Annotated in this window: 15 protein-coding genes and 2 pseudogenes; 3 read left to right on the top strand and 14 right to left on the bottom strand. The window is 48.6% G+C overall.

All coding sequences use genetic code 11. The features are described 5' to 3' along the window. Positions 1-203 precede the first annotated feature (203 nt). The 8 genes from rplS to DWX91_RS01665 all read right to left on the bottom strand — a co-directional run bounded on the left by rplS (position 204) and on the right by DWX91_RS01665 (position 6,038). Positions 204-551 (bottom strand): 50S ribosomal protein L19, encoded by a 348-nt coding sequence (rplS, locus tag DWX91_RS01700; protein WP_022360232.1) that lies wholly within the window; start codon positions 549-551, stop codon positions 204-206. Between the two features lie 154 nt (positions 552-705). After that, complete coding sequence (gene trmD, locus DWX91_RS01695; RefSeq protein ID WP_118472369.1) at positions 706-1,464, bottom strand: tRNA (guanosine(37)-N1)-methyltransferase TrmD; 759 nt, start codon at positions 1,462-1,464, stop codon at positions 706-708. A 65-nt stretch (positions 1,465-1,529) separates the two neighbouring features. After that, on the bottom strand, positions 1,530-2,042 hold the full coding sequence (gene rimM / locus DWX91_RS01690) for a ribosome maturation factor RimM (protein WP_106999918.1): 513 nt from the start codon (positions 2,040-2,042) through the stop codon (positions 1,530-1,532). Positions 2,043-2,246: 204 nt separating this feature from the next. Further along, positions 2,247-2,474, bottom strand: a complete 228-nt coding sequence (locus tag DWX91_RS01685; protein ID WP_022360235.1) for a KH domain-containing protein — start codon at positions 2,472-2,474, stop codon at positions 2,247-2,249. A 32-nt stretch (positions 2,475-2,506) separates the two neighbouring features. Further along, on the bottom strand, positions 2,507-2,746 hold the full coding sequence (gene rpsP, locus DWX91_RS01680) for a 30S ribosomal protein S16 (RefSeq protein WP_106999919.1): 240 nt from the start codon (positions 2,744-2,746) through the stop codon (positions 2,507-2,509). Between the two features lie 81 nt (positions 2,747-2,827). Continuing rightward, entirely contained in the window at positions 2,828-4,195 is a 1,368-nt protein-coding gene (gene ffh / locus DWX91_RS01675) for a signal recognition particle protein (RefSeq protein WP_118472370.1), read from the bottom strand. 15 nt (positions 4,196-4,210) lie between these two features. Beyond that, positions 4,211-4,552 carry a YlxM family DNA-binding protein gene (ylxM, locus tag DWX91_RS01670; RefSeq protein ID WP_118472371.1) on the bottom strand — a complete coding sequence of 114 codons (342 nt, stop codon included), beginning with the start codon at positions 4,550-4,552 and terminating at the stop codon, positions 4,211-4,213. Positions 4,553-4,673: 121 nt separating this feature from the next. Further along, the gene (locus tag DWX91_RS01665) at positions 4,674-6,038 is read right to left on the bottom strand and encodes an MATE family efflux transporter (RefSeq protein WP_118472410.1); all 1,365 of its coding nucleotides are present in this window, start codon (positions 6,036-6,038) and stop codon (positions 4,674-4,676) included. Positions 6,039-6,256: 218 nt separating this feature from the next. Here DWX91_RS01665 and DWX91_RS01660 point away from each other — a divergent pair, with 218 nt between their 5' ends. Beyond that, entirely contained in the window at positions 6,257-7,336 is a 1,080-nt protein-coding gene (locus DWX91_RS01660) for a M24 family metallopeptidase (RefSeq protein ID WP_118472372.1), read from the top strand. A 170-nt stretch (positions 7,337-7,506) separates the two neighbouring features. Here the strand turns inward: DWX91_RS01660 and gatB are convergent. From gatB to aspS, 4 genes and pseudogenes are all read right to left on the bottom strand, one after another. Further along, positions 7,507-8,942, bottom strand: a pseudogene (gene gatB / locus DWX91_RS01655) (Asp-tRNA(Asn)/Glu-tRNA(Gln) amidotransferase subunit GatB). 1 nt (position 8,943) lies between these two features. Continuing rightward, a complete protein-coding gene (gene gatA, locus DWX91_RS01650; RefSeq protein ID WP_118293516.1) occupies positions 8,944-10,419 on the bottom strand; it encodes an Asp-tRNA(Asn)/Glu-tRNA(Gln) amidotransferase subunit GatA in 1,476 nt (491 codons plus the stop codon). Between the two features lie 41 nt (positions 10,420-10,460). Then, a complete protein-coding gene (gatC, locus tag DWX91_RS01645; protein WP_106999925.1) occupies positions 10,461-10,754 on the bottom strand; it encodes an Asp-tRNA(Asn)/Glu-tRNA(Gln) amidotransferase subunit GatC in 294 nt (97 codons plus the stop codon). Positions 10,755-10,829: 75 nt separating this feature from the next. Further along, entirely contained in the window at positions 10,830-12,161 is a 1,332-nt protein-coding gene (gene aspS / locus DWX91_RS01640) for an aspartate--tRNA(Asn) ligase (protein WP_022360244.1), read from the bottom strand. A gap of 910 nt (positions 12,162-13,071) precedes the next feature. On the opposite strand from aspS, the gene DWX91_RS01635 reads away from it, so the two are divergent. Both DWX91_RS01635 and purF read left to right on the top strand, forming a co-directional pair. Further along, positions 13,072-15,171, top strand: a complete 2,100-nt coding sequence (locus DWX91_RS01635) for a glutamine synthetase III (protein ID WP_118472374.1) — start codon at positions 13,072-13,074, stop codon at positions 15,169-15,171. Positions 15,172-15,345: 174 nt separating this feature from the next. After that, positions 15,346-16,769, top strand: a pseudogene (purF, locus tag DWX91_RS01630) (amidophosphoribosyltransferase). Positions 16,770-17,012: 243 nt separating this feature from the next. On the opposite strand, the gene codY reads toward purF, so the two are convergent. After that, positions 17,013-17,810 carry a GTP-sensing pleiotropic transcriptional regulator CodY gene (gene codY, locus DWX91_RS01625; RefSeq protein WP_022360247.1) on the bottom strand — a complete coding sequence of 266 codons (798 nt, stop codon included), beginning with the start codon at positions 17,808-17,810 and terminating at the stop codon, positions 17,013-17,015. Between the two features lie 143 nt (positions 17,811-17,953). Beyond that, on the bottom strand, positions 17,954-20,023 hold the full coding sequence (gene topA / locus DWX91_RS01620; RefSeq protein ID WP_118472375.1) for a type I DNA topoisomerase: 2,070 nt from the start codon (positions 20,021-20,023) through the stop codon (positions 17,954-17,956). Positions 20,024-20,029: the final 6 nt, after the last annotated feature.

Genomic DNA, 20,029 nt, shown 5'->3' with positions numbered 1-20,029 from the left:
ATCATCGCTCATGTCGCAAGCGACCGCGCTCGGCGCGAGAATGTGCCAGGACACATTCTTTTTTATAATAGGAAATCACAAGGAATTTCCTATTATACGAAAAAAGCTGCTGCACAGCTCCTCCCGCCGCGCCGGACACACATAACCGCATATCCGGATGCACAGCGGGCTGACCTGTACAGCAGCCCCATCCGCTTCAGAAATTATTTTACTAACTCTTTTACCTTCGCTGCCTTGCCGATTCTGGATCTCAGGTAGTTCAGTTTTGCTCTTCTTACTTTACCTCTTCTTACTACTTCAACGTTCTCTACAGACGGAGAATGTAACGGCCAGGTCTTCTCTACACCAACACCGTTGGAGCTCTTTCTAACAGTGAAAGTCTCGCGAACGCCGCCGTTCTGTCTTTTAATAACAGTTCCCTCGAAAACCTGAATTCTCTCGCGGTTTCCCTCTTTGATCTTAGCAGATACACGTACTGTATCGCCTACGTTGAAACTCGGAACGGTTTCCTTTAACTGAGCTGCTTCAATGTTCTTAATAATCTCGTTCATCTTTGTGAACCTCCTTTAAAATCTTTGATGTTCTTAATACGATCTTTTATCCCGTAAAAACGTGCTTTCTGTAACAGCGGAACATCTCTTTATTTCACAGAATATGATTTTATCATAGAAATCCTTGATTTGCAAGGACTTTCTGCTCTCTTTTTTAGAGTTTTTTTGTTTCTTTTTCCTCTTTCTGACGAATCAGCTCTTCCAGATATTTCTTCTCTTTCTTATCCAGAACCGCATCTTTTAAAAGATCCGGGCGGCGTTCCAGCGTCCGTTCGATCGATTTCTGACGGCGCCAGGTCTCGATATTTTTGTGATGCCCGGTCAGAAGTACGTCCGGGACCGCCTTATCCATAAATACAACCGGGCGGGTGTATTGTGGATATTCCAGCAGATTGTCGTGAAATGACTCAAATTCCGCGGATACGTCATTATTTAACACACCAGGCACCAGACGGGAAATGCAGTCGATCATAACCATCGCCGGAAGCTCACCGCCCGTCAGGACATAATCGCCGATGGAGAGATAGTCAGTTACAACCAGCTCTAACGCGCGCTCATCGATCCCCTCATAATGCCCGCAGAGGAACACCAGATCCTCTTCTTCCGCCAGTTCTTCCGCGATTTTCTGGTTGAAAACCTGCCCCTGCGGAGTCAGATAGATCACGCGCGGACGTTTTCCGGTGCGCGCCGCCAGGTCTTCATATGCATCGTAAATCGGTTCCGGCTGCATCACCATACCGGCGCCGCCGCCATAGGGCGCATCGTCTACATGATGGTGTTTGTCCTTCGAGTAATCGCGGATATTGACCGCCTCAACCGAGATCAGCCCTTTGTCAATCGCACGCCCCGTAATACTTGTGTTCAGTCCCCCCATTACCATCTCCGGAAACAGGGTCAGAATATGAAAATTCATCCGTTTCTCCTATATTTATACAGCACTTTCACAACGGTACTTTCATTTTAGGATTTTCATTCCATTTACAGATCCAGCAGACCGTCCATGATATGAACCGTTACAGTGCCAGCCTCCAGATCAACATTCAGGATGCATTCCTTGATGGATGGGAAAAGGTATTCTTTGCCCTCAGGTCCTTCGATCACGTATACGTCGTTAGCCGCTGTCTGAAGGATATCCTTCACCGTACCGAACTCCTCACCCTCGTCCGTCAGCACTTTCAGACCTATCAGATCGGCAATGAAATTCTCATCCGGATTCAGTTTCACCGCCTGATCGCGGGTGATCAGAATATCCTTATTACGGAACGGCTCGCAGTCCTCAATCCGATTCATCTCTTTAAATTTAAGAATGACCATATTTTTGAAAAAACGCACCTGTTCCACGGTCACCGGCATTTTTTCTTTTCCAGTGTCGATATACGCTTTTTTTAATTTTTTAAAACGATTCACATCATCGGTGGTAGGAAATACTTTCACATCTCCTCGCAGGCCATGCGGGGACGTAATCACACCAACTCTCAGATAATCAACCATTCTGTAATCCTCCTGTATAAAATACATGAAAAAGAATGTGCCTTGGCACATTCTCGCGCCGAGCGCGGTCGCTTGCGACATGTTTCTGCTTCGCGCGAGTGCGCATCCTCGCGGAGCGTTTTTTTATTTCATAGGACGCAATTTCCTATGAAATAAAAAAGCCGGACACCCTTTCAGGCAGCCGGCTTTTCAGCTTCGTCTGTATTACTGAATCTCTACAATAACTTTCTTGTCTTCCTTGGATGAAGCCGCCTTGACAACCGAGCGAATCGCTTTCGCGATACGACCCTGTTTTCCAATTACCTTACCCATATCGGCCGGTGCAACGGAAAGCTCGATTACAGTCTCGTCGTCTTTGACCGATTCTGTAACCACTACCTCGTCCGGGTTCTCAACAAGTGCTTTCGCGATAACTTCTACTAATTCTTTCATACCTTTGCACCTCACAGGTCAGTATGCTTGATTTACTGGATACCAGCGATCTTTAAGAGTTTACCAACAGTCTCTGTCGGCTGAGCGCCTGTTGCTAACCATTTCTTAGCAGCTTCCTCATCGAATTTCAGAGTGCTCGGCTCTGTGTTCGGATCGTAGATACCGATCTCCTCGATGAATCTGCCATCTCTCGGGGATCTGGAATCTGCAACAACGATTCTATAGAAAGGAGCTTTCTTCTGACCCATTCTTCTTAATCTCATCTTTACCATTTTAAATTACCTCCTGAAATTTTCCTTATTTCCTTAAATTATAAAATATAGCTAATGCACACTGCATCTACTAACACTTGTTTAAAACGGCAGCTTCATCTTTCCAAGCATACCGCCGAGTCCGCCAAGACCCTTGCGTTTTCCGCCGCCTGCCATACCCGGAAGCTGTTTCATCAGCTTTTTCATATCTCCGAACTGTTTTACCAGGCGGTTGACTTCTGCGATGTCCACGCCTGCGCCCTGTGCGATTCGTTTCTTGCGGGACGGATTCATCAGATCCGGGTTGCGCCGCTCTTCGGCTGTCATCGAAAGGATGATCGCCTCCACGCGTCCCATCGTCTTCTCATTTTCATCTAAATCCAGACCTTTAAGCTGTCCCATACCCGGCATCATGCTCATGATGCTCGCCATACCGCCCATTTTCTTGATCTGGTTCATCTGATCGAGGAAGTCATTGTAATCAAATTCTGCCTTCTTAATCTTGCGACCGAGTTCTTTTGCCTTCTCCTCGTCGATCACAGCAGATGCTTTGTCGATGATGGAAAGGACATCGCCCATGCCCAAGATCCGGGAAGCCATACGGTCCGGGTAAAACTGTTCCAAATCGGAAAGTTTCTCGCCCATACCGACATAGAGAATCGGTTTTCCGGTTACCGCCTTGATAGAAAGGGCCGCACCGCCTCGCGTATCGCCATCCATCTTTGTCAGAACCACACCGTCAATGCCGATTTTGTCGTTAAACATGCTCGCTACATTGACTGCATCCTGACCAGTCATGGCATCTACAACGAGAAGTGTCTGATAAACATCCACATTCTCTTTAATCTCAACCAGCTCATCCATCATCGCTTCATCGATGTGGAGACGACCGGCTGTATCGATGATAACCACATTGTTGCCATTTTTCGCTGCGTGCTCAAGCGCTGCCTTTGCGATATTGACCGGTTTGTGGTTCGTTCCCATCGCAAATACGGGAACACCCTGTTTTTCACCATTTTTCTGCAGCTGTTCGATTGCCGCCGGTCGGTAGACATCACATGCTACCAGCAATGGATTTCTTCCCTTTGCCTTGAGCTTTCCGGCAATCTTTGCCGTCGTGGTCGTCTTACCAGCACCCTGGAGACCTGCCATCATGATGACGGTAATCTCATTGCCCGGTTTTAACGCAATCTCTGTCATCTCGGAGCCCATCAGCTTGACCAGCTCGTCGTTGACAATCTTTATTACCATCTGTCCAGGATTCAGGCCATTTAAAACGTCTGTTCCAATCGCCCGTTCCTGTACAGAACTGATAAACTGTTTTACTACCTTGAAGCTTACATCCGCTTCCAGAAGGGCCATCTTGACTTCTTTGAGCCCGGCTTTTACGTCGCTCTCGCTGAGTCGTCCCTTGCCTGTCAGGTTTTTAAACACATTCTGCAGTTTGTCTGCCAAGCTTTCAAATGCCATCAAAAACCTCCCGCATTATAAATCCAATATCTCGTTTGAGATTCGCCCGATTGCCTCAATCAGCGCCTGATTCCGAGTCCGGCTGAATTCTTCCGTCAACCGATGAATCTCAGTTACTTTTTCCTTGGTTTTCTGGAACTTGGCAATCAGCCCAAGCTTTTCCTCATAACCAAGAAGTGTACGGTCACAACGCCGGATCAGATCATGCACACCCTGACGGGTAATGCCCTGTTCATCTGCAATCTCACTGAGGGATAGATCGTTAAATACCACATCCTCATATACACTTTGCTGATGCTTTGTCAGGAGTTCTCCGTAGAAATCATACAAAAGACCCTGTTCAACAATTTTTTCCATTCCTCATCACCTGTGTTATCATACACGATAATCTAATTGGTGTCAAGTATTTTTTCTTTACACCAATCAGATTATCAATCGAATTATTTTTTAATGACGTTCTGTTTATGTTTTTCAAATTCTATCCCCGCACCGGATGGCCATCTTCCTTCGGCATCTTCTTCGCCGCCCGCCAGAAGCAGATCATATGTGCCGTCGCAGTGACCGCCCAGGAGATTGGGTACGACAGATACAGGATCGCCAGCGACCGCTGCGCTGCAAATATGGTAAAGATCCAAATCACTCGCAGTCCGCAGGCGCCGGTCAGAGAGACTAGCGTCGGCAGGATCGAATACCCAAGTCCGCGGATGCTTCCGACCATCGTATCCATCACGCCGCACAGGAAATACGTCGTACAGATGATCGACATCCGGAGCAGTCCATAGGAAATAACGTCGGCGTCTTCTGAATATATCTGCAACAGCCACGGACCGCCGAGGTATGCTGCAAATCCAAGCACCAGTCCTACTGTCACAACGACGCCCTGGCAGGTGGCAAGGATCTTTTTGATCCGCGTGTATTTCTCCGCTCCGATATTCTGGCTCGTAAAGCTTAAATTGGTCTGGTACAGCGCATTCATCGAGGTATACACAAATCCCTCGATATTCTGCGATGCCGTGTTGCCTGCCATCGCGATCGAACCGAAGGAATTGACAGACGACTGAATCAGTACGTTGGAGATAGCAAAAATCGCTCCCTGAATACCAGCCGGAAGCCCTACCTTTATAATAAGAAGAAGTTTTCTCCGGTTGACTCCCAGCTTGGAAAGCGACAGTTTCATCGCGCCATCTGAACGCATCAGGCAGCGGATAACCAGAAATGCGGAAATACACTGGGAAATCACGGTTGCCAGCGCGACACCTGCTACATCCATCTGGAGCTGGGTAACAAAGAATACGTTCAGTGCCGCATTGATAACACCTGCCACGGTCAGGAAATACAGCGGACGTTTCGTATCGCCGATCGCGCGCAGGATTGCACTTCCGAAATTGTACACCATCGTTGCCGGCATACCGGCAAAATAAATCCGCATGTAGATCGTCGATTTATCGATGACATCGTCCGGCGTCCCCATCAGTTCCAGCCAGAAACGTGAGGTAAACAAACCCAAAAAGACCAGAAACAGCCCGCTTATCAGGCTGACCGTGATCGCCGTATGGATTGTCTCGCTCATGTCGCGGTCATTCTTCGCGCCATAATAGCGTGCCACCAGGACGTTCGCACCGATCGACAGACCGATAAAGACGTTAATGAGAAGATTAATAAGGGAACTGGTCGAGCCGACTGCAGCCAGAGACTGGCTGCCTGCAAAACGCCCCACCACGATCACATCTGCCGCATTGAAAAGAAGCTGAAGCACACCGGAAAGCATCAGCGGAATGGAGTATGTAAGTACCTTTCCGAGAATCGGACCATTGCACATATCCATTTCATAGGATTTCGCCATGTTTTTCATCCTTTCGTATCTTAAAAATAAAAGTCCTTTCATTTTTCGAAGGCTGGTCAGTTGATACTATTCTACCCCCTTTCCATGCGCTTTTCAAGCGTTCTTTTAATCGTTGACTTTTTCCCGGCGCGTTTTATAATAAGGGTAGATAATTTACGGCGTAAACTGTCTGGCATCTTCACAGTTACAGCCACTTTACTTATAAGGAGGACATCATGATGAACACACAGCGACTTGAGAAAGTTTTAAAGAAAATGGAAACAGAGGGACTCGAGCAGATGATTATTTCCGATCCTTATGCGATCTATTATCTGACGGGTCGTTTTATTGATCCGGGTGAACGTCTGCTGGCGCTTTACATTAACCAGTCCGGCAAGAATAAGATCTTTATCAATAACCTCTTTACCGTTCCGGAAGATCTGGGCGTAGAGAAATTCCGCTTCTCGGATACAGACGATTACCTGACTCCTCTGTGCGACTGTGTTGAGGCAGGCAAACCGCTCGGTATTGATAAAACATTTGCTGCCCGTTTCCTGATTCCGGTCATCGATCATTCGGGCGCTTCCTCCTACAAGGTCAGCTCCATCTGCATCGATGAGGTCCGTGCGTGCAAGGATGACGAAGAACGTGAAAAAATGCGTGCGGTTTCCGCAATCAATGATAAGGCGATGGCACAGTTCCGAGGTCTGATCCATGAGGGCGTGACTGAGGAAGAGATCGCTTCCAAGATGTTAGATATTTATAAGAGTCTCGGTGCAGACGGATATTCCTTTGAACCACTGGTTGGCTTCGGTGCAAACTGCGCGCTTGGACACCACGGTCCGGACAATACTGTTCTGAAAGAGGGCGACACCGTCCTGTTTGATGTTGGATGCAGGAAGGATGGCTATTGTGCCGATATGACACGTACTTTCTTCTATAAAAAAGTACTGTCTGAGAAGCACCGCGCTATTTATGAGACCGTCCGCCGTGCAAATGCTGCCGCAGAAGCAATTCTGAAACCGGGCGTTCCGCTCTGCGAAGTCGATAAAGCTGCCCGCCAGATCATCGAGGATGCCGGATATGGTCCGAACTTTACCCATCGGCTGGGACATTTCATCGGTCTGGAAGTACATGAGTACGGCGATGTTTCTTCTGCGAACACCAAGGTCGCTGAGGTTGGCAATATCTTCTCCATCGAACCAGGTATTTATGTAGAAGGCGAAGTTGGCGTGAGAATCGAGGATCTGGTGCTGATTACTGAGGATGGATGCGAGATTCTGAACTCCTTCAGCAAGGAGCTGGATATTGTAGAGTAATCACATCGCATCATTTATAACACGATTATAAAAAAGAAACTGTTACAGATGGTATTTCTGGTAATTCCGATTACAAATCACGAATCATCCAGAAAGCCAGCATCTGTAGACAGTTTCTTTTTAGTTTTCTTTAAAAGCTAATTATAATTTTCATTTATAAAAAGGCGTTTTTACGCGTTCAGCTTCTCCGTCATCATTTCATTCACTTTACCCGGATTTGCCTTGCCCTTCATCGCTTTCATCACCTGACCAACCAGAAATCCAAGTACCTTTGTCTTTCCACTCTTGTACTCTTCCACCGTCTTCGGGTTTGCGGCGAGCACATCGGAAACTGCCTGTTCCAGGGCACTGTCGTCATTGACCATGCCAAGTCCGTGTGCATCGACATAGGCGGACGGATCGACATCTTGCTCGAAAACAGCTGTAAATACTTCTTTTGCCGTGTTGTTATTGATCGTTCCGGCATCGACCAGATCGATGAGCTGTGCCAGATGCATCGGGGAGAACCACAGGCTTTCAGCGTCCTCTCCTTTTTCCTTGAGCAGGCGGCTTGCCTCGCCGATCAGCCAGTTTGCCACCTTCTTCGGTTTCTGGCAGAGGGTGGTGGTCTTTTCAAACATATCCGCCATCTTCTTAGACTCAGTCAGAATGCGGCTGTCATATTCAGACAGACCATATTCACTCTGGTAACGTGCCATTTTTTCCGGCTGCAATTCCGGCAGGGCGGCGCGGACAGATTCCAGCCACTCATCGCTGATGCAGACCGGCGGAAGATCCGGATCCGGGAAATAACGGTAATCTTTCGCATCCTCTTTGGAACGCATCGCATAGGAGTATTCCTTGTTGTCATCCCAGCGTCTCGTCTCCTGGATGACCTTCCTGCCCTCTTCCAGCAGCTCAATCTGGCGGGCGCGCTCGCCGTCGATCGCACGGGCAATCGCCTTGAAAGAGTTCAAGTTCTTCATCTCGGTTCTCGTACCAAATGTCTCACTTCCCACCTCACGAACCGATAAGTTGACATCGGCACGCATCGAACCTTCCTGCAACTTGCAATCGGATGCGCCAGATACTGTACCAGCAGGCGCAGGCGTTCGAGGTAGGCAATAACCTCATCAGCACTCCGCATATCCGGCTCGGAAACGATCTCGATCAGCGGCACGCCGCTTCGGTTGTAATCAACCAGCGAGCAGTCTTCCCACTCGTCGTGAATCAGCTTTCCGGCATCTTCCTCCATATGAATTTCATGAATACGAATTTTCTTTTCACCGGCAGGCGTGTCGATCGGGATATAGCCGTCGTGGCAGATCGGGAGATACAGCTGGGAAATCTGGTAGTTCTGCGGGTTATCCGGGTAAAAATAGTTTTTCCGGTCAAATTTACAGAACTGGTTGATACCGCAGTTTGCCGCCAGACCGACAGACATCGCGTATTCAACAACCTTCTTATTTAAAACCGGCAGAGAACCCGGCATACCGGTACAAACCGGGCAGGTATGAGTATTTGGTTTTGCTCCAAATTCGGTGGAGCAGCCGCAGAAAATCTTGGTTTTCGTCGCCAGCTCTACGTGTACCTCCAAGCCGATGACTGTCTCATATTCTTTCTTCATCTTATCTGCCCTCCTTGTCTGTCATAACCGGAAGCTTCCATGCACCTCTCGCCTTTTCGTATGCAGATGCCGCGCCAAACAGCTTCTTTTCCTGAAAGCAGTCTGCAATCATCTGAAGCCCGATCGGAAGTCCCTTCGAATCCAGCCCGCACGGAACTGAAATGCCCGGAAGACCTGCCAGGTTGACCGAAACAGTATAAATATCGCCCAGATACATCTTCATCGGATCGGAAAGGCTGTCGCCCAGCAGCGGTGCCGTGGACGGCGCTGCCGGTCCCAGAATGACATCGTATTTCTCAAACGCCTTGTCAAATGCCTGTTTAATCAATGCTTTTGTGCGGAGTGCTTTCAGATAATATGCATCGTAGTAGCCGGAACTCAAAACGAACGAACCGAGCATGATACGGCGTTTTACCTCTGGTCCAAAGCCCTCGGAACGGCTCTTTTTATACATTTCATGTAAATCTTCATATTCCGGTGTGCGGTAACCGTACTTCACACCGTCAAACCGGGACAGGTTGGAGCTTGCCTCCGCCGATGCAATGACGTAATATGCTGGGATCGCATACTCAACCATGCCTAAATCAAAAAACTCCACTTCTGCCCCGCGTTCTTTTAACGCCTCAGCTGCCGCCAGAACAGCTTTTTTTACATCTTCATCGAGTCCTTCGCCCAGATAATCGGACGGAATTCCAATCTTCATCCCTTTTACCTCTCCAGTCAGAGCAGCGGTAAAATTATACGCCTCCCGCTTGACAGAGGTACTGTCCTTTTTATCATAGGAAGCGATCGTCTCCAGAATTGCCGCGCAGTCTGCGGTATCTTTCGCAATCGGTCCAATCTGATCCAGCGAGGAACCATAGGCGATCAGACCATACCTTGAAACCGTTCCATAGGTCGGTTTGATGCCGGTCACGCCGCAGAAGGAACTTGGCTGGCGGATGGAACCGCCCGTATCTGAACCAAGAGCAAAAAAGGTCTCTCCCGCTGCGACAGCCGCACACGAGCCACCGGAAGATCCGCCCGGTACATGCTCTGTATTCCACGGGTTTTTCGTCGGTCCAAACCAGGATGTCTCGGTCGTACTTCCCATCGCAAATTCATCCATATTTGTCTTGCCAAGCAGGATCGCACCGGCTTTTTTGAGGTTCAGCGCTGCCTCCGCTGAGTACGGAGGTACAAATCCCCTTAAAATTTTGGAACTGCACGTTGTCTCAATTCCCTCTGTACAAATATTATCCTTGATCGCCATCGGAACGCCCGCCAGCGGTCCGGTCAGGATGCCATCGTCAATCTGTTTCTGGATCTCATCCGCCTGTGCCAGTGCTGCCTCCTCGGTCAGCGTTACATAAGCATGAACTGTATCTTCATATTTATGAATCCGTTCCAGAGATGCCTGTACCGCCTCCCGGACGGAGATTCGTTTTTCTTTAATTTCTTTTCCCAGCTCCAGCGCTGTTAATTCTGAAATTCCCATCCTGATTTCCTCCATATTGCTGCCTGTATCTCTAATTCTTTTTACTCCACTGTCCTAGGCACCTTGTACTGTTTTTCTTTCTGCTCCGGTGCATTCGAAAGCATCGCATCTGATTCATCTCCATTTTCCACGACATCTTCGCGGAACACATTGTGAATGTCAAATACATGCGACATCGGTTCTACCTCCGAAGTATCAAGCTGATTCAGCATATCGATATACTCAAGCATCCGGCTCATGTCGCTTTTCGCTGCCTCTTTTTCCTCCGGGGAAAGGGAAAGCTTTGCTAAAATACCAACATAATCAATCATTTCATCGTCTATTTTCACTGCCATAAGTTCTGTTCCTTCCTATTATAATATGTGTTATGGACAAGCTCTTTGTTTCATAGGAAATTGCGTCCTGTCACGTTACGGTACCAGACGGCTCATATCTCTCGGGAAGAGCGAAACCTCACGGACATTCTCCTCTTCAAGCAGCTGCATCGTCATACGTTCCAGACCGATACCGAGTCCGCCGTGAGGCGGCATACCGTGTTTGAAGGTGCTTAAATACTGTTCCATTCCCTCGGTATCCATACCGCGTTTTTCAATCTTCTCCATCAACTCGGTGTAGCTGTGGATACGCTGTCCGCCGGTTGTGACTTCCAGTCCACGGAATAAAAGGTCAAAGCTGAGTGTTACTTTCGGGTCTGTCGGGTCATCCATCGCGTAGAATGGACGCTTCTTGGATGGATAATGGGTGACAAACACGAAATCGGCACCGTACTCTTCTTTAAAGTAGCGTCCAATCAGGTGTTCTTCCTCCGGCTCCAGATCGTATGGGTTTTTGATCTGGGTTCCATATTTTTCGGAGGCAAGGCGTTTCGCCTCGGTAAAGGTCACTGCCGGAATCTTCTCTACTTCCGGAAGTTTGACTTTAAGGATTTCCAGCTCCGTGGAATATTCCTTCTTTAAAATTTCCACCATATGCTGAAGAAATCCGGTTTCCATCGCCATGATATCGGTAAAATCATCGATATATCCCATCTCAAAATCCAGTCCGGTATATTCGTTTAAATGACGTTTCGTGTTATGCTTCTCCGCACGGAACACCGGACCAACCTCCATCACACGGTCAAACACGCCGACCATCATCTGTTTGTAAAACTGCGGACTCTGCGCTAACACCGCCGGGCGGTGAAAATAATCGAGTTTAAAGACGTTTGCTCCGCCCTCGGCTCCTTTTGCTCCGATCTTCGGGGAATGAATTTCCGTAAATCCTTCTCCATGCAGGTACTCCCGGAATGCCCGTGCGATTCCTTCCTGAATTCTGAAACGTGCGCGCTCCCGCAGGTTGCGGAGTGTCAGAGAACGCATATCCAGTTTGGCTTCCAGGGATGCGCTCATTTTCCATTTTGATACGGCAATCGGCATCGGTTCTTCCGGTTTCGAGAGGATCCGAACACTCTTTAAACGAAGTTCCATGCCTCTCGGCGCCCGCTCTTCTTTTCGGAGGACACCGGAAACTTCTACGAATGTTTCTTCTCTTAATTCAGCAAAATCCGCGTCGGTCACACCTTTTTCATAGACAGTCTGCAGCACGCCGTCACGTTTCCGGAGAATCACAAATGCGATATCTCCCATGTTGCGGACACTCATGATCGCGCCGTTTACCTTTACTTCCCGTCCTTCCATACCGTCTGCAAACACGGCTGCCAGATCCAGCACTTCTTTTTCCTTTTTACCTGTCATAAATTCCATCGCTGTTTCCTCTCTTTCTCTGCTTTTTGATATGTCCGGGACGGGAATAATGAAAAAGAATGTGCCTTGGCACATTCTCGCGCCGAGCGCGGTCGCTTGCGACAAACTACATCTTCGCGCGAGTGCGCATCATTGGCACGTTAGTGCCTTTTTGTGTAATAAGGGATTCCAAGGAATTTCCTATTACAAAAAAAGTCCCGGAATGACGTTCACTCACATCATTCCGGGACGGGATATTCCCGCGGTACCACCCGCATTTAAAAAGAAACGATTGTTTTTCTTTTTACTCTTTCGCTGCTTAACGCGCAGTCACGTGATGACCTACCTGCGGCGGCTGGCGGGGTGTCCAGTGTCGCTCTCAGTCATCCGGCTCCGGAGTGTTCCCTATTGTCCCGCTCCCTCCTGACACGGCTCTCAGCCGGTGGCCGCGTCTTTCTGTCGGATTCTTCGAAACAGAGTCTCCATCTTTGCCTTTTAAAAAAGTGGGCACGAATACCATGATTATCATGGCATCCTTGCCCACCCCGTTGGATTCAATTTTTTATGTTCAAACTATAAACTATTTTTCTGAGTTTGTAAAGAGGTTTTTTAATTTTTTTTCACGCAGTAATTCTGTATGGAATATGTCAGCTTCGCTGACCAGTATCACGCGCCAAGTCTCACGGATGTTCGACTTGAATAGAAGAAATCTTGTACAATATTCTCCCTTGAAACATTTTTTCAAAATTCGTGTGCAAATTGTATTGACATTCAGAATTTTTCGTGTATACTACTACACATAAAAGCAAGGGCGCTTCGAGATGATCGAGGTGCCCTTTTCTTTATGTAAAATGTGTCAGAGCACATTCATCTTACGTAGATTTAATCATCACAAAATCGCAGACATAAAACCTGAAAGGAGACATGAGTTATGAAAAAAAACATCCCTGAACTGTATGGAAGTCTTGTATTCAACGACAAAGTCATGAAAAGCAAATTGCCGCGAGATGTTTATAAGGCACTCCGCAAAACGATTGAAAATGGCAGCCATCTGGATCTCGACATTGCAAATGCAGTCGCAGTTGCAATGAAGGAATGGGCCGTTGAAAATGGTGCAACTCACTTCACACACTGGTTCCAGCCGATGACCGGCATCACTGCTGAGAAGCACGACAGTTTCATCAACCCGGTTGGCAATGGCGAAGTTATCATGGATTTCTCCGGCAAAGAGCTGGTAAAGGGCGAACCGGATGCATCCAGTTTCCCATCCGGCGGACTTCGTGCCACCTTTGAGGCAAGAGGTTATACAGCCTGGGATCCAACCTCCCCGGCATTTATTAAAGACGATACACTCTGCATCCCGACCGCATTCTGTTCCTACAGCGGCGAGGCACTTGATACCAAAACCCCTCTTCTGCGTTCGATGGAAACCATCAACCGCGAGGCGCTGCGTGTCCTGAAACTCTTCGGAAATGAAGATGTGACCCGCGTTGTCTCCACCGTTGGTCCGGAACAGGAGTATTTCCTGGTTGATAAAGAACTGTTTAATAAGAGAAGCGATTTGAAGTTCTGCGGAAGAACTCTGTTTGGCGCACCAGCTCCGAAAGGTCAGGAAATGGATGACCACTATTTCGGCGCTCTCCGTCCGAGAGTTTCCGCTTTCATGAAAGAACTGGATGAAGAGCTCTGGAAGCTCGGTATTCCGGCAAAAACCAAACACAACGAGGTAGCTCCAGCGCAGCATGAACTTGCCACCATCTACACGACTACCAATGTGGCAGTTGACAACAACCAGCTCACTATGGAAATCATGAAACGTGTGGCAGAGAAACATGGCCTTGTGTGCCTGCTCCATGAGAAACCATTTGAGGGCATCAACGGAAGCGGTAAACACAACAACTGGTCTTTATCGACCAACACCGGCGAAAACCTTCTTGATCCAGATCGCGATCCGGCAAAGAACTTACAGTTCCTTCTCTTCCTGTTCGCAACGATCAAGGCAGTCGATGTCTACGGCGATCTGCTCCGCGTATCAGTTGCAACTGCTGGAAATGACCACCGTCTGGGCGGCAACGAGGCACCGCCAGCTATCGTGTCTATGTTTATCGGAGATGATCTGGAAGCAGTTCTCGATATTGTGGAAAAAGATCTCGAGTCTGAGGCAAAAGAAGTCCAGACCATGAAGCCGGGCGCAAAGGTTCTGCCGCACTTTATCAAAGATACAACCGATCGCAACCGTACTTCTCCGTTTGCCTTTACCGGCAATAAATTCGAGTTCCGTATGCCAGGTTCCGCTCTCTCTGTATCGGAACCGAACATTGTCATCAATACAGCCGTAGCTGAAGTTTTAGGCGAATTTGCAGACCGTCTGGAAGGTCTTTCAGGCAAGGCTCTGGAGGCAGAAATCCATCTGCTCTTAAAGGAAGTGCTGCGTGATCACCGCCACATCGTATTCAACGGCAACGGTTACACCAGCGAATGGGTAGAGGAAGCTCACAAACGCGGACTCTTCGACCTACCGAGCTGCGCAGAGGCATTTCCGCGCCTGATTGCTGAGAAAAACGTAGAACTGTTCCTGAAACACGGCATCTACACCAAGGAGGAACTCTTCTCCCGCTACGAAATCAAGGAAGAGAACTACATCAAGACCATCAACATCGAGGCAAAGACGATGCTTTCGATGATGAAGAAGACCTTCCTGCCGTCCGTCCTCTCCTACTGCAAGGAGCTGGCTGAAACCGCCGCAAAGACAAAGGCAATCCTGCCGGACGCACCGATCAGCGCCGAGAGCAAACTGCTTGAGAAGCTGTCCGGTCTCTACACCGAGATTTCCGAGAAAACCGAAGCACTGGCAGAGGCTGAAAAAGCGGCAGAATCCATGGAAGATAATATCGAGAAGGTTACATATTTCCACTATACGATTCTTGCCAAGATGGATGACTTGAGAAGCAGCGTTGATACCGCAGAAGCCCTGATTCCGGATTCCTTCCTGCCGTATCCGACTTACGATGAACTGCTGTTCTCCGTATAATCTGACATGTCAATATTATGACTTGATTGAAAAATCGAGAAAAATGTGTTATGATTTGGCTGCAAAATATTGGTATATTGTCTTTTATACTGATATTTTGCAGTCAATTTTGGGTTCTTATCCCTGTTATTTTCTTATCATTCAGGTATCTTGAATACAAAGGAGGTTTATATCATGAGGGAGTCACTCACATACGAAACCGGGCTTCGTGAGGAATGCGGCGTATTTGGAATGTTTGACCTGGAGGGCGGCGATGTTGCCAGAGATATGTACTACGGACTCAGCGCACTCCAGCACCGCGGTCAGGAGTCATGCGGCATCGCAGTCTGTGACACGAACGGTCCAAAGGGCGTTGTCAACTGCTACAAAGGGCTGGGACTTGTCAATGAGGTATTTCATGAGGAGACGTTAAAACGCCTCGGCGGCAATCTGGGAGTTGGTCATGTCCGCTACTCCACAACTGGTTCTTCTACCATCGAAAACACACAGCCACTGGTACTTAAGTATTTTAAGGGAACACTCTGTCTGGCGCACAACGGAAACCTGGTAAATGCGTTTGAGATGCGCCGCCAGCTTGAAGAAACCGGCGCAATCTTCCAGACGACGATGGATTCAGAGGTAATCGCGTTCCACATCGCCAGAGAACGTCTGGCTGCCCCGACCGCTGAAGAGGCAATCAAACGGACCGCGGCAAAAACACGTGGCGCTTATGCCTGATTATCTCCAGCCCGCGCAAGCTGATCGGTGTTCGTGACCCATTTGGTCTGCGTCCTCTCTGCCTCGGCAAAAAGGGAAATGTCTGGATCATGGCATCGGAAAGCTGTGCCATCACCTCGGTCGGCGGCGAATTTATCCGTGATATCGAACCGGGTGAGATCGTGACCATCACCCGCGACGGCGTTTTTTCTGATAAAAGCCTGCAGCAGGAAAAACGGGCGCACTGCGTTTTCGAATACATCTATTTTGCCCGCCTCGACAGCCACATCGATGATGTGAGCGTCTATGAGGCAAGGCTGCGCGGCGGCGCGGCTCTCGCACATTCCTTCCCTGCCGATGCCGACCTCGTCGCCGGTGTACCGGATTCCGGCCTGACCGCCGCGATGGGATATGCGAAGGCATCCGGCATTCCATATGAGATTATTTTCCATAAAAATAGCTATGTCGGCAGAACATTCATCAAACCGACCCAGGAAGAACGCGAAAATAGCGTCCGTATCAAGCTTAATATTCTGGAACCGGCTGTCAGGGGAAAACGCATTGTCCTCGTCGATGACTCCATCGTGCGCGGTACGACGATGAAAAACCTGATCCGCATGCTCAAAAAAGCCGGGGCGAAGGAGGTTCATGTGCGCGTCAGCTCCCCGCCATTCCTCTTCCCCTGCTATTTCGGCACCGATGTCCCCTCCAATAAACAGCTCATCGCCAGCAGCCATTCCGTCGAAGAAATCTGCCGGGAGATCGGTGCGGATTCGCTTGGATATATGCCGATTGAAGATCTTGAGGAGATGGCAGGCGGACTGCCGCTCTGTACGGCATGTTTCACCGGAAACTATCCGATGGATGTGCCGGATGGGGAGATTAAGGATGCATTAGAATAAATATTGCGCAAATGAAAAAGAATGTGCCTTGGCACATTCTCGCGCCGAGCGCGGTCGCTTGCGACATGTTTCTGCTTCGCGCGAGTGCGCATCATTGGCACGTTAGTGCCTTTTTATGTAATAGGGAATTCCAAGGAATTTCCTATTACATAAAAAGGGCTCTCACCGAGTCCTTTTTTATCCCTCACACTTTTTCACGTTTTGTCAAAACTTTTGTTTTTGTTTAAAATGTCTTATATGTTTTTATACATTGGATGACGGACGGTTGTTCTGCGCTTTTAACGCTTTCAACTCGTCAAATACAACATCGTTCAGAACCTTAATGTAGGTTCCCTTCATACCGGACGAACGGGACTCAATAACGCCTGCACTCTCAAACTTGCGGAGTGCATTGACGATAACGGAACGGGTAATGCCGACTCTGTCTGCAATCTTGCTGGCTACCAGAATGCCCTCGTTGCCTTCCAGCTCATCGAAGATGTGGGTAATTGCTTCCAGTTCGGAGAAGGACAAGGTGCTGATCGCTGATTTAACGATCTGGATCTTTCTTGTCTCCTCTGCATTCTCCTCGTTGACAGAACGCATCATCTCAAGTCCGACAACAGTGGTTCCGTACTCACTCAGGATGATATCGTCGATGTCGTACTGTGCATCTGATTTGTAGATGAACAGAGTACCCAGTCTCTCACCGGATATATCAATAGGCGTGATGATCGCCTGATACTTCTTCACGTTCTCCTCGGCGAATCCCAATGTGGCAAGGTTGACATTTTCCTTCGTTGACAAAACGCTTAAAAGGCGTTCATTCAACATACGGTCAACAAAACCGCCGACCTGATCCTTGATCAACTCTTCGATCTCATCCACACCCTCATGAATCGCAACTCCGAGTACTTTACCTTTCTTGCTGATTACGAGAATATTGGATTCCAGTATGTCACTGAGGACTTCACAAATGTCATTGAACACAACCTTATGAGAATGGTTGTTGTGCAATAACTTATTAATTTTTCTAGTTTTGTCCAGTAATTGAACGCTCATTTTACCAGTTACCTCCTTTGCCTTTATCGTAAATTAGAATTCGATCCTAACCTGTAAGAATTGTAACACGATTTTCGTATAATAGCAAGAGTTTTTCTGTATTTTTCATTTTTTTTAATAATTAATATCTATTTCAAGAGTTTTTATGAGTTTTTTACAAAACCGCAGGCTTCGTTAGAACAAAGAAGCTTATTTCCCTTTTCGAGCATAATATGTCCACATTTCGGACACATTTCTTTTGACGGTTTCTGCCAGGTCATAAAATCGCAGTCCGGGTTATTTTCGCAGCCGTAATATCTTCTGCCCTTTTTCGATTTACGGATGACAATCTCACCACTGCATTTCGGGCACTTCACGCCGATCTTTTCCAGGTACGGCTTCGTGTTTTTACAGTCTGGGAATCCCGGGCAGGCAAGGAATTTGCCGTGCGGACCATACTTAATTACCATGTTGCGCCCGCACTGGTCACAGATCACATCCGTCACCTCGTCAGCAATCTTGACGCTCTCAAGCGTCTTCTCCGCTTCTTTAACCGCCTTGTCAAGATCCGGATAAAAGTTTTCGATAACGGTCTTCCAGCCGATCGTGCCGTCCCCGATGCTGTCGAGCAGGTACTCCATATTTGCCGTAAACTGCAAATCGACGATGGATGGGAACGCCTTCTTCATCATCCGGTTGACTACCTCGCCAAGCTCCGTCACATAGAGGTTCTTATTTTCCTTCGCTACATAGCGGCGCGCGATGATTGTCGTGATGGTCGGTGCATAGGTACTTGGCCGTCCGATGCCCTGCTCTTCCAGCGCCTTGACGAGCGACGCCTCTGTATAATGTGCCGGTGGTTGTGTAAAATGCTGTGCCGGTTCTAACTGGTTTAAATCCAGCTTCATGCCTGCTTCCAGCGACTCGTTCAGAACGCCGTCGGTCTCCTTATCCTCGTCCTGTGAATAGACGGACATGAAGCCGTCAAATTTGATTTTGGACGCCGACAGGGTGAAAAGCTCCTCTCCGGCTGCTACCTTGACGGAGGTTGTCTCGTAAACCGCCGGGCGCATCCGGCTCGCCGTGAAGCGCTTCCAGATAAGCTGGTACAGACGGAACTGGTCTCTGGAAAGCTGTTCTTTTACCTGTACCGGCGTCAGTGTAATGTCGGTCGGACGGATCGCCTCGTGTGCGTCCTGGATCTTGGCGTCTGATTTTGCCGCCGCCGGCGCCTCGGACACGTAACTTGCCCCAAACTGGTCGCCGATATAGCTTCTCGCCGCCGCATCTGCCTCTGCCGCGATGCGGGTGGAATCGGTACGCAGGTAGGTGATCAGACCGATTGTGCCGCGTCCCTTGATATCCACGCCCTCATAGAGCTGCTGGGCAAGGCGCATCGTCTTCTGCGTTGAGAAATTCAGCGTCTTGGATGCCTCCTGCTGCAGCGTACTGGTCGTAAACGGGATCGGCGCCTTCTTCACGCGTTCGCCCAGCTTCACATCGCGCACTTCGTACTCACAGCCCTCCAGACGCTTCATAAGCGCCTCCACTTCCTCTTTGCTGTGAATTGCCTTCCTGCCGTCCTTATCGCCGTAATAATGGGCGGTCAGCTTCTTTCTGGAGCCATGTACGTGGAGCTGTGCATCCAGCGTCCAGTATTCTTCCGGTATAAACGCATTGATCTCTTCCTCACGGTCGCAGATCATACGCAGCGCGACCGACTGCACACGACCGGCGCTGAGTCCTCTCTTGACCTTCGCCCAGAGAAGCGGGCTGATGAGGTAACCCACCATACGGTCAAGCATACGTCTTGCCTGCTGTGCATCCACCAGATTTTCATCGATGGCACGCGGCTCTTTTAAAGATGCCTTGACGGCGTTTTTTGTAATCTCATTGAAACTGATACGGTAAACCTTTTTATCTTTCTGTTCATCCAGCTTTAATGCTTTCATCAGGTGCCAGGAGATCGCCTCTCCCTCGCGGTCCGGGTCAGTTGCGAGATAAATCTTATCCGCTTTTTTAACCTCTTTACGAAGACGCGCCAACACATCGCCCTTTCCCCGGATGGTGATATACTTCGGCTCATATCCATGCTCTACGTCCACTCCCAGCGTGCTCTTAGGGAGGTCGCGCACATGACCGCCGGAGGCGTCCACCTCATAGTTGGAACCCAAAAATTTTTTAATTGTCTTGACTTTCGCCGGAGACTCTACAATAACCAGATTTTTTGCCATAACAGA

The organism is Clostridium sp. AF22-10, from assembly GCF_003478725.1.
Taxonomy (GTDB): Bacteria; Bacillota; Clostridia; order Lachnospirales; family Lachnospiraceae; genus Otoolea; species Otoolea fessa.
This window is presented reverse-complemented; position numbering and strand designations above follow the sequence as displayed.

Excerpts from the sequence above, each read along its gene's own strand:
- DWX91_RS01685 (WP_022360235.1), bottom strand. The coding sequence starts at position 2,474 with ATGAAAGAATTAGTAGAAGTTATCGCGAAAGCACTTGTTGAGAACCCG.
- ffh (WP_118472370.1), bottom strand. The coding sequence starts at position 4,195 with ATGGCATTTGAAAGCTTGGCAGACAAACTGCAGAATGTGTTTAAAAAC.
- DWX91_RS01635 (WP_118472374.1), top strand. The coding sequence starts at position 13,072 with ATGAAAAAAAACATCCCTGAACTGTATGGAAGTCTTGTATTCAACGAC.
- gatC (WP_106999925.1), bottom strand. The coding sequence starts at position 10,754 with ATGGCAGTGAAAATAGACGATGAAATGATTGATTATGTTGGTATTTTA.
- rimM (WP_106999918.1), bottom strand. The coding sequence starts at position 2,042 with ATGGTTGATTATCTGAGAGTTGGTGTGATTACGTCCCCGCATGGCCTG.
- rpsP (WP_106999919.1), bottom strand. The coding sequence starts at position 2,746 with ATGGTAAAGATGAGATTAAGAAGAATGGGTCAGAAGAAAGCTCCTTTC.
- ylxM (WP_118472371.1), bottom strand. The coding sequence starts at position 4,552 with ATGGAAAAAATTGTTGAACAGGGTCTTTTGTATGATTTCTACGGAGAA.
- DWX91_RS01660 (WP_118472372.1), top strand. The coding sequence starts at position 6,257 with ATGAACACACAGCGACTTGAGAAAGTTTTAAAGAAAATGGAAACAGAG.
- topA (WP_118472375.1), bottom strand. The coding sequence starts at position 20,023 with ATGGCAAAAAATCTGGTTATTGTAGAGTCTCCGGCGAAAGTCAAGACA.
- gatA (WP_118293516.1), bottom strand. The coding sequence starts at position 10,419 with ATGGGAATTTCAGAATTAACAGCGCTGGAGCTGGGAAAAGAAATTAAA.
- rplS (WP_022360232.1), bottom strand. The coding sequence starts at position 551 with ATGAACGAGATTATTAAGAACATTGAAGCAGCTCAGTTAAAGGAAACC.
- DWX91_RS01665 (WP_118472410.1), bottom strand. The coding sequence starts at position 6,038 with ATGGCGAAATCCTATGAAATGGATATGTGCAATGGTCCGATTCTCGGA.
- codY (WP_022360247.1), bottom strand. The coding sequence starts at position 17,810 with ATGAGCGTTCAATTACTGGACAAAACTAGAAAAATTAATAAGTTATTG.
- aspS (WP_022360244.1), bottom strand. The coding sequence starts at position 12,161 with ATGGAATTTATGACAGGTAAAAAGGAAAAAGAAGTGCTGGATCTGGCA.
- trmD (WP_118472369.1), bottom strand. The coding sequence starts at position 1,464 with ATGAATTTTCATATTCTGACCCTGTTTCCGGAGATGGTAATGGGGGGA.